The organism is uncultured Azohydromonas sp. (assembly GCF_937926365.1).
In the GTDB taxonomy this organism is placed as follows: Bacteria; Pseudomonadota; Gammaproteobacteria; order Burkholderiales; family Burkholderiaceae_C; genus Azohydromonas.
The window spans coordinates 1-8838 of sequence record NZ_CALAOH010000014.1; the positions used below are offsets into that span (position 1 = coordinate 1).

The window sequence follows — 8838 nt, forward strand, 5'->3', positions numbered from 1 at the left end:
GGCTCCTGCCGCGGCGCCCGCGGCCGCCGCGCCGGCCCCGGCGCCCGCCGCCGGCGGCGGCACGATCGAGGTGAAGGTGCCCGATATCGGTGACTTCAAGGAAGTCGCTGTGATCGAGGTCTTCGTCAAGCCCGGCGACCAGGTCAAGGTCGAGCAGAGCCTGATCACCGTGGAGTCCGACAAGGCCTCCATGGAAATCCCGTCCTCGCACGCCGGTACCGTCAAGGAAGTGCTGGTGAAGCTGGGCGACAAGGTGAGCGAGGGCTCGCCGATCGTGATCCTGGAAGGTGCTGCCGGCGCTGCCGCCCCGGCCCCGGCTCCCGCCCCGGCGGCAGCCGCGCCCGCTCCCGCGCCGGCGGCCACCGTGTCGGCGCCCGACGTGGCTCCGCCCGCGCAGCGCACGCCGCCCACCGCGGCGCTGCCGGCGCACGAGCCCACGGCGCCGAAGGGCCAGCTGCCGCATGCTTCGCCCTCGATCCGCCTGCAGGCGCGCCAGCTGGGCGTGCCGCTGGAGGAGGTCAAGGGCAGCGGCCTCAAGGGCCGCATCACCCAGGAAGACCTGCAGAACTTCGTCAAGGCCGTGATGGCCGGTACGGCGCAGACCAAGGCCGCCGCCGCCAAGGCGCCCGCCGCGGCTGCGGGTGGCGCCTTCCCGGGCCTGCTGCCCTGGCCGCAGGTGGACTTCGCCAAGTTCGGCCCCGTCGAGCGCAAGGACCTCTCGCGCATCAAGAAGATCAGCGGCGCCAACCTGCACCGCAACTGGGTCGTGATCCCGCACGTCACCAACCATGACGACGCGGACATCACCGAGCTCGAAGCCTTCCGCGTGCAGCTCAACAAGGAGAACGAGAAGTCCGGCGTCAAGGTGACGATGCTGGCCTTCCTGATCAAGGCTGCCGTGGCCGCGCTCAAGAAGTTCCCCGAGTTCAACGCCTCGCTCGACGGCGACCAGGTGGTGCTCAAGCAGTACTTCCACATCGGCTTCGCGGCGGACACGCCCAACGGCCTGGTGGTGCCGGTGATCAAGGACGCCGACAAGAAGGGCGTGCTGCAGATCAGCCAGGAGATGAGCGAACTGGCCAAGAAGGCCCGCGAGGGCAAGCTGGGGCCGGCCGACATGACCGGTGGCTGCTTCAGCATCTCGTCGCTGGGCGGCATTGGCGGGCGCTACTTCACGCCGATCATCAACGCGCCGGAAGTCGCGATCCTGGGCGTGTGCAAGAGCACGATGGAACCGAAGTGGGACGGCAAGCAGTTCGTGCCGCGCTTGACGCTGCCGCTGTCGCTGTCGTGGGACCACCGCGCGGTGGACGGTGCCGCCGCGGCCCGCTTCAACGCCTACCTGTGTCAGATCCTGGCGGACTTCCGCCGCGTGATGCTGTAAGGGGACCACCAAGATGGCACTCATCGAAGTCAAGGTTCCCGACATCGGCGATTTCAAGGACGTCGCCGTCATCGAGGTGCTGGTCAAGCCCGGCGACACGGTGAAGGAGGAGCAGAGCCTCATCACCGTGGAGTCGGACAAGGCCTCCATGGAGATCCCGTCCTCGCACGCCGGCACCGTCAAGGAGCTCAAGGTCAACCTCGGCGACAAGGTCAGCGAGGGCTCGCTGGTCCTGACGCTGGAGGCCGAGGGCGCCGCGGCGGGTGCGCCCGCACCGGCCCCGGCGCAGCCGACGGCGCCGGAGTCCTACAGCGCGGCGCCGCAGTCCGCCACCCCGGTGGCGGCGCCCGTGGCGCCGGCGCCCAACGCCGCGAGCTTCTCCGGCAATGTGGACCTCGAGTGCGACATGCTCGTGCTCGGCGCCGGCCCGGGCGGCTACTCCGCCGCCTTCCGCGCCGCCGACCTGGGCATGAAGGTGGTGCTGGTGGAGCGCTACGCGACGCTGGGCGGCGTGTGCCTGAACGTCGGGTGCATCCCGTCGAAGGCGCTGCTGCACGTCGCCGCGGTCATGGACGAGGTGAAGCATTTCGCCGATCTCGGCGTCACCTTCGCCGCGCCCACGGTGGACCTGGAAAAGCTGCTGGCGCACAAGAACAAGGTCGTCTCCAAGCTCACCGGCGGCCTGGCCGCCATGGCCAAGATGCGCAAGGTCACGGTCGTGCGCGGCTATGGCAACTTCGTGGATCCGCACCACGTCAAGGTGCTGGAGACCACGGGCGAAGGCACCGAGCGCACCGGCGGCGAGAAGGTGATCCGCTTCAAGAACTGCATCATCGCCGCGGGCTCGCAGGCGGTGCGGCTGCCGTTCCTGCCCGACGATCCGCGCATCGTGGACAGCACCGGCGCGCTGCAGCTGCGCCAGGCGCCCAAGAAGATGCTGATCATCGGTGGCGGCATCATCGGCCTGGAAATGGGCACCGTGTACTCCACGCTGGGTGCACGGCTGGACGTGGTCGAAATGCTCGACGGCCTGATGCAGGGCGCGGACCGCGACCTGGTGAAGGTGTGGCAGAAGATGAACGCCCCGCGCTTCGACAACATCATGTTGAAGACGAAGACGGTGGGCGCCGAGGCCACGCCCGAGGGCATCAAGGTGCAGTTCGAGGGCCTGGACGGCGCCAAGAGCGAAGGCGTCTACGACCTGGTGCTGCAGGCCGTGGGCCGCTCGCCCAACGGCAAGAAGATTGGCGCCGAGAACGCCGGCGTGATCGTCAACGATCGCGGCTTCATCCCGGTGGACGTGCAGATGCGCACCAACGTGCCGCACATCTTCGCCATCGGCGACATCGTCGGCCAGCCCATGCTGGCCCACAAGGCGGTGCACGAGGCGCACGTGGCGGCGGAGGTGGCGTCCGGGGACGAACACGCGCGCTTCGACGCGCGGGTGATCCCCAGCGTGGCTTACACCGACCCCGAGGTGGCCTGGGTGGGGTTGACCGAGGACGAGGCCAAGCAGCGCGGCATCAAGGTGAAGAAGGGCCTGTTCCCGTGGACGGCCTCCGGCCGCGCCATCGCCAACGGCCGCGACGAAGGCTTCACCAAGCTGCTGTTCGATGCCGAGACGCACCGCATCCTGGGTGGCGGCATCGTGGGCACGCATGCGGGCGACATGATCGGCGAGATCGCGTTGGCGATCGAAATGGGCGCCGACGAGGTGGACATCGGCAAGACCATTCACCCGCACCCGACGCTGGGCGAAAGCATCGGCATGGCCGCGGAAGTGGCCCACGGCTCCTGCACCGACCTGCCGCCGCAGAAGCGCTGAGCGCAGCAGCGGGTTGCGCCCTTCGGGGTGCGACCCCCACCGCCACCATGAAAAACGCGCCGCAATTGCGGCGCGTTTTGCCGTAAGGCCGTCAGTTGCTACAGGACGGCGCCGTCCGGCGCCCGTTCATTATTCGATGTCTGCGGTGTGCAGCCCGAAGTGGCCGCGCTTGCGGTCCTCGAAGTAGCGCCGCAGCGTCTCGCGCACGGTGCGGAAGGCGATCTGGTCCCAGGGTATCTCGGCCTCGGTGAACAGCTTGGCTTCGATGGTTTCCGGGCCGGGGTCGAAGCGGGTGTCCTGCAGCTTGGCGAGGTAGTAGAGGTGAACCTGCCCGACCTGGCGCACGTTCATGACGCTGAAGAGCTGGCCCAGCTCGATGTGGGCACCGGCTTCTTCCGCGGTCTCGCGCAGGGCGCCCTGCGAGGTGGTCTCACCCAGTTCCATGAAGCCCGCCGGCAGCGTCCAGAAACCGCGGCGCGGCTCGATGTTGCGCAGGCATAGCAGCACCTGGTCGTTCCACGTCGGCAGCGTCCCGACGACGTTGAGCGGGTTCTCGTAGTGGATGCGGCTGCAAGCCGGACAGACCGCGCGCTCCCGGTTGTCATCAGGTGGAATGCGGTATTGCACGTGGCTGCCACATGCGGGGCAGTGCTGGATCCTGCTGCGCTCGGACAAAAGCATGGGCCGAGTTTAGCGCGCGCCCTCGGACGCCCCCGGCCGCGTGCAGGGTTCACGCGATGTTCGAAAGCGCTGTGGAGAGGTTATGCTGCACCGCGTCAATCCCGCAGTTCCGCAGTCACCCCAGAAATGCAGCTGTACAACTACTTTCGCTCCTCGGCCTCCTACCGCGTCCGCATTGCACTGGCCCTGAAGGGTCTGGCCTACGAATACAAGCCGGTGCATCTGCAGAAGAAGGAGCAGTTCGCGGAGTCGTATGCGGCCGTGTCGGCCTCACGCCTGGTGCCGCTGCTGCGCGACGGCGACGCATCGCTGACGCAGTCGATGGCCATCATCGAGTACCTGGACGAAACCCATCCGCAGCCGCCGCTGCTGCCCTCGGACCCGCTGGGCCGCGCTCGCGTGCGCGCGCTGGCGCAGGACATTGCCTGCGAGATCCATCCGCTCAACAACCTGCGCGTGCTGCGCTACCTGATGCACGACCTCAAGGTCGGCGAGGACGACAAGAACCGCTGGTACCGCCATTGGGTGGAGACCGGCCTGGAGGTGGTGGAGCGCCAATTGGCGCAGCACCCGTCCACCGGCCGCTTCTGCCATGGCGACCTGCCTGGCTTGGCCGATTGCGTGCTGGTGCCGCAGATCTTCAACGCCCAGCGTTTCAACTGCCGGCTGGAGCACGTGCCCACCGTGATGCGCGTGTACGAGGCCTGCATGCAGCTCGACGCCTTCACCAAGACGCAGCCCTCCGCCTGCCCCGATGCCGAGTGAGGCCCTGCAGGGGGTGCTGAGGCCCGAGTGGCTGGTGCCGGCCGGCGTGGGTGCGCTCATGAGCACGCGCCTGGGCGGCGTCAGCGCAGCGCCCTGGGACAGCGCCAATCTGGGCGATGCCGTGGGCGACAGCCCGCAGGCCGTGGACTGCAACCGCGCCCGCTTTGCCACCGCCGCCGAGGGCGGCACGCCGGTGTGGCTGCGCCAGGAGCATGGCACGCGGGTGCTGCGGCTGCGCGCCGGCGAGGCCCTGCCGCCGCGGCCGCCCGAGGCCGATGCTGCGGTCACCGGCGACCCTGGCCTGGTGTGCGTGGTGCAGGTGGCGGACTGCCTACCCGTGCTCTTCGCGGCGCTCAACGGCCGTGCCGTCGGGGCCGCGCATGCGGGCTGGCGCGGTTTGGCCGGTGGCGTGCTGGAGAACACGCTGGCTGAGGTCTGCGCGCTGGCGCGGTGCGAGCCGTCCGAGGTGCTGGCTTGGTTGGGGCCCTGCATCGGGCCGCGGAGCTTCGAGGTGGGGCACGACGTGCTGGAGGGCTTCGGCGTGGCTCCGGACGGTCCGGCCGACCCGGCCTTCGCCTGGCGTCCGCGCGCCGACGGCAGTCCGCGCTGGCTGGCAGACCTGCCGGCGTTGGCACGGCGGCGGCTCGAAATGGCAGGTCTGTGTCAGATCAGTGGCGGACAGTGGTGCACGGTGCAGGATCACTCACGGTTCTTCTCGTTCCGGCGGGACCGGGTCACGGGGCGGCAGGCTGCCGCCGTCTGGCTGCGTTGAGGCCGCGTCCTCGGCGCGTTTGCGTGCCCGTCGCCGCGCCGGCGTCCCCAGGAGGTAGAGGACGATGGACAAGGGCAGTACGCCATACAGCAGCAACGTGAACAGCGCACCGAGCAAGGTCCCGTTGGGCGCCGTCGCTTCGGCCACAGCCATCATCAGCACCACGTACAACCATGCCAGAGCTACCAAGTACATAGCAAAAACCCGCAATTACGCAGAATGACGTATTTCGTACAATGAAAACTGTTGTCATGATGCGGTAAGACACGAAGCCTAAAACGCTACCCGGCAACGGATTTCGTGAAAAAGTCCTCAGGAGACGAGCGTGACATTGCATCCCATCCCCGCACTGCAACAGCTTGGCGACAACGCCACGGCGCTGAGCGCCGCCATCTCGGAGGCGCTGCGTAACATGTCGGGCCTGAATCTGCCGATGCAGGCCATGACCAAGCTGCAGAGCGAGTACCTGAGCGAGGCGACGGCGCTGTGGAACCAGACGCTCAGCCGTCTGCACCCCGACGGCAGTGCACAGCCCGCCAAGCTGGGCGATCGCCGCTTCTCGGCCGAGGACTGGGCCAAGAACCCCGCAGCGGCCTACCTGGCGCAGGTCTACCTGCTCAATGCCCGCACGCTGATGCAGATGGCCGAGTCCATCGAGGGCGATGCCAAGGCCAAGGCGCGCGTCCGCTTTGCCGTGCAGCAGTGGATCGACGCCGCCGCGCCGAGCAACTTCCTGGCGCTCAATCCCGAGGCGCAGCGCAAGGCGCTGGAGACCAAGGGCGAGAGCATCAGCCAGGGCCTGCAACAGCTGTGGCACGACATCCAGCAGGGTCATGTGTCGCAGACGGACGAGAGCGTCTTCGAGGTGGGCAAGAACGTCGCCACCACCGAGGGCACGGTCGTGTATGAGAACGACCTGTTCCAGCTCATCGAATACAAGCCGCTGACGCCCAAGGTCCACGAGAAGCCGTTCCTGTTCGTGCCGCCTTGCATCAACAAGTACTACATCCTGGACCTGCAGCCGGACAACAGCGTCATCCGCTACACCATCGCGCAGGGCCACCGGGTGTTCGTGGTGAGTTGGCGCAATCCCGATGCCTCTATTGCCCACAAGACCTGGGACGACTACGTGGAGCAGGGCGTGATCCGCGCCATCCGCGTGGTGCAGCAGATCAGCGGCCAGGACAAGCTCAACGCGCTGGGCTTCTGCGTGGGCGGCACCATCCTGAGCACGGCGCTGGCGGTGCTGGCCGCGCGTGGCGAGCAGCCCGCGGCGAGCCTGACGCTGCTGACCACGCTGCTGGACTTCAGCAACACCGGCGTGCTGGACCTGTTCATCGACGAGGCGGCGGTGCGCATGCGCGAACTGACCATCGGCGAGAAGGCGCCCAACGGCCCGGGCCTGCTCAACGGCAAGGAACTGGCCACCACCTTCAGCTTCCTGCGTCCGAACGACCTGGTCTGGAACTACGTGGTGGGCAACTACCTCAAGGGCGAGGCGCCGCCGCCCTTCGACCTGCTGTACTGGAACTCCGACAGCACCAACCTGCCCGGGCCCATGTTCTGCTGGTACCTGCGCAACACCTACCTGGAGAACAAGTTGCGCGTTCCCGGTGCCCTGACCGTCAGCGGCGAGAAGGTGGACCTCTCGCGCATCGAGGCGCCGGTGTATCTCTACGGTTCGCGCGAGGATCACATCGTGCCTTGGGAATCGGCCTACGCCAGCACGCAGATCCTGAGCGGTCCCAAGCGCTACGTCCTGGGGGCCTCGGGCCACATCGCCGGCGTGATCAACCCGCCGCAGAAGAAGAAGCGCAGCTACTGGACCAACGAGCAGCTCGACACCGACTTCAATCAGTGGCTGGAAGGCGCCACCGAGCACCCGGGCAGCTGGTGGACCGACTGGAGCGACTGGCTCAAACAGCACGCGGGCAAGGAAATCGCCGCACCCAAGACACCCGGCAACAAGACCTACAAGCCCATCGAGCCCGCTCCCGGGCGTTACGTGAAGCAGAAGGCCTGAGCCGCAGCCCCTGAGCCTTCTTTAACCCGACCTTGACAAACGAGGAGATAAGCATGACCGACATCGTCATCGTCGCCGCAGCCCGCACCGCCGTGGGCAAGTTCGGCGGCACGCTGGCCAAGACCCCTGCTCCGGAGCTGGGCGCCGTGGTCATCAAGGCCCTGCTGGAGAAGACGGGCGTCAAGCCCGACCAGATCGGTGAAGTCATCATGGGCCAGGTGCTGGCCGCCGGTGCGGGCCAGAACCCCGCGCGCCAGGCGATGATGAAGGCGGGCATCGCCAAGGAAACGCCGGCGCTGACCATCAACGCCGTGTGCGGCTCCGGCCTCAAGGCCGTGATGCTGGCTGCCCAGGCCGTTGCCTGGGGCGACAGCGACATCGTCATCGCTGGCGGCCAGGAGAACATGAGCGCCAGCCCGCACGTGCTGCTGGGCAGCCGCGACGGCCAGCGCATGGGCGACTGGAAGATGGTCGACACCATGATCAACGACGGCCTGTGGGACGTGTACAACAAGTACCACATGGGCATCACGGCCGAGAACGTCGCCAAGGAACACGGCATCAGCCGCGAGCAGCAGGACGCCCTGGCCCTGGCCAGCCAGCAGAAGGCTGCCGCTGCGCAGGAAGCCGGCCGCTTCAAGGACGAGATCGTCCCGGTCGAGATCCCGCAGCGCAAGGGTGACCCGGTGCTGTTCGACACCGACGAGTTCATCAACAAGAAGACCAATGCCGAAGCGCTGGCGGGCCTGCGCCCGGCCTTCGACAAGGCCGGCAGCGTGACCGCGGGCAATGCCTCGGGCATCAACGACGGCGCCGCCGCGGTGATGGTGATGTCTGCCGCCAAGGCGCAGGAAATGGGCCTCAAGCCGCTGGCGCGCATCAAGAGCTTCGGCACCAGCGGCCTGGATCCGGCCACCATGGGCATGGGCCCGGTGCCGGCCTCGCGCAAGGCGCTGGAGCGGGCCGGCTGGCAGGTCGGCGACGTGGACCTGTTCGAGCTGAACGAAGCCTTCGCCGCCCAGGCCTGCGCGGTGAACAAGGAACTGGGCGTGGATCCGGCCAAGGTCAACGTCAACGGTGGTGCCATCGCTATCGGCCACCCCATCGGCGCCTCCGGCTGCCGCGTGCTGGTGACGCTGCTGCACGAAATGCAGCGCCGCGACGCCAAGAAGGGCCTGGCCGCGCTGTGCATCGGCGGCGGCATGGGCGTGGCGCTGACGGTCGAGCGCTGATCGCAACAACCGGGCGGCCCCGCGCCGCCCGCCCGGCGGTCCAAGCAGGTGCGCCGGGATACCAAACGAAGCAAACCACCAAGGGCTTCGAGAAGGCCCGAAGAAGGAGAGACAGATGGCACAGAAACTGGCTTACGTGACTGGCGGCATGGGCGG

8 protein-coding genes are annotated in these 8838 nt (G+C 67.8%); 6 read left to right on the top strand and 2 right to left on the bottom strand.

Annotated elements, in window-relative coordinates:
- Both aceF and lpdA read left to right on the top strand, forming a co-directional pair.
- The coding region (aceF, locus tag Q0741_RS00950) for a dihydrolipoyllysine-residue acetyltransferase (RefSeq protein ID WP_298231331.1) at positions 1-1384 on the top strand (1384 nt) is incomplete at its 5' end.
- 13 nt (positions 1385-1397) lie between these two features.
- Positions 1398-3209: a dihydrolipoyl dehydrogenase gene (lpdA, locus tag Q0741_RS00955; RefSeq protein WP_298231332.1), complete on the top strand. Its 1812-nt coding sequence runs from the start codon at positions 1398-1400 to the stop codon at positions 3207-3209.
- A gap of 129 nt (positions 3210-3338) precedes the next feature.
- On the opposite strand, the gene Q0741_RS00960 is transcribed toward lpdA, so the two are convergent.
- Positions 3339-3884: an NUDIX hydrolase gene (locus tag Q0741_RS00960; protein ID WP_298231337.1), complete on the bottom strand. Its 546-nt coding sequence runs from the start codon at positions 3882-3884 to the stop codon at positions 3339-3341.
- A 132-nt stretch (positions 3885-4016) separates the two neighbouring features.
- Here Q0741_RS00960 and maiA point away from each other — a divergent pair, with 132 nt between their 5' ends.
- Both maiA and pgeF read left to right on the top strand, forming a co-directional pair.
- Complete coding sequence (gene maiA / locus Q0741_RS00965) at positions 4017-4655, top strand: maleylacetoacetate isomerase (RefSeq protein WP_298231333.1); 639 nt, start codon at positions 4017-4019, stop codon at positions 4653-4655.
- A complete protein-coding gene (gene pgeF / locus Q0741_RS00970; protein WP_298231334.1) occupies positions 4645-5427 on the top strand; it encodes a peptidoglycan editing factor PgeF in 783 nt (260 codons plus the stop codon). Before maiA ends, pgeF begins: the two co-directional genes overlap by 11 nt.
- Here the strand turns inward: pgeF and Q0741_RS00975 are convergent.
- Positions 5359-5622 (bottom strand): hypothetical protein, encoded by a 264-nt coding sequence (locus Q0741_RS00975; RefSeq protein WP_298231335.1) that lies wholly within the window; start codon positions 5620-5622, stop codon positions 5359-5361. The genes pgeF and Q0741_RS00975 overlap by 69 nt on opposite strands.
- Positions 5623-5839: 217 nt before the next feature.
- On the opposite strand from Q0741_RS00975, the gene Q0741_RS00980 reads away from it, so the two are divergent.
- The gene (locus Q0741_RS00980; protein ID WP_298231338.1) at positions 5840-7450 is read left to right on the top strand and encodes a class I poly(R)-hydroxyalkanoic acid synthase; all 1611 of its coding nucleotides are present in this window, start codon (positions 5840-5842) and stop codon (positions 7448-7450) included.
- 53 nt (positions 7451-7503) lie between these two features.
- Positions 7504-8682 carry an acetyl-CoA C-acetyltransferase gene (locus Q0741_RS00985; protein ID WP_298231336.1) on the top strand — a complete coding sequence of 393 codons (1179 nt, stop codon included), beginning with the start codon at positions 7504-7506 and terminating at the stop codon, positions 8680-8682.
- The last annotated feature ends 156 nt before the right edge of the window (positions 8683-8838 follow it).

What these genes read in the sequence shown, in the direction of transcription:
- Q0741_RS00975 (WP_298231335.1), bottom strand. Translation starts at nt 5,622, where the DNA reads ATGTACTTGGTAGCTCTGGCATGGTTGTACGTGGTGCTGATGATGGCT.
- Q0741_RS00985 (WP_298231336.1), top strand. Translation starts at nt 7,504, where the DNA reads ATGACCGACATCGTCATCGTCGCCGCAGCCCGCACCGCCGTGGGCAAG.
- lpdA (WP_298231332.1), top strand. Translation starts at nt 1,398, where the DNA reads ATGGCACTCATCGAAGTCAAGGTTCCCGACATCGGCGATTTCAAGGAC.
- Q0741_RS00980 (WP_298231338.1), top strand. Translation starts at nt 5,840, where the DNA reads ATGTCGGGCCTGAATCTGCCGATGCAGGCCATGACCAAGCTGCAGAGC.
- pgeF (WP_298231334.1), top strand. Translation starts at nt 4,645, where the DNA reads ATGCCGAGTGAGGCCCTGCAGGGGGTGCTGAGGCCCGAGTGGCTGGTG.
- maiA (WP_298231333.1), top strand. Translation starts at nt 4,017, where the DNA reads ATGCAGCTGTACAACTACTTTCGCTCCTCGGCCTCCTACCGCGTCCGC.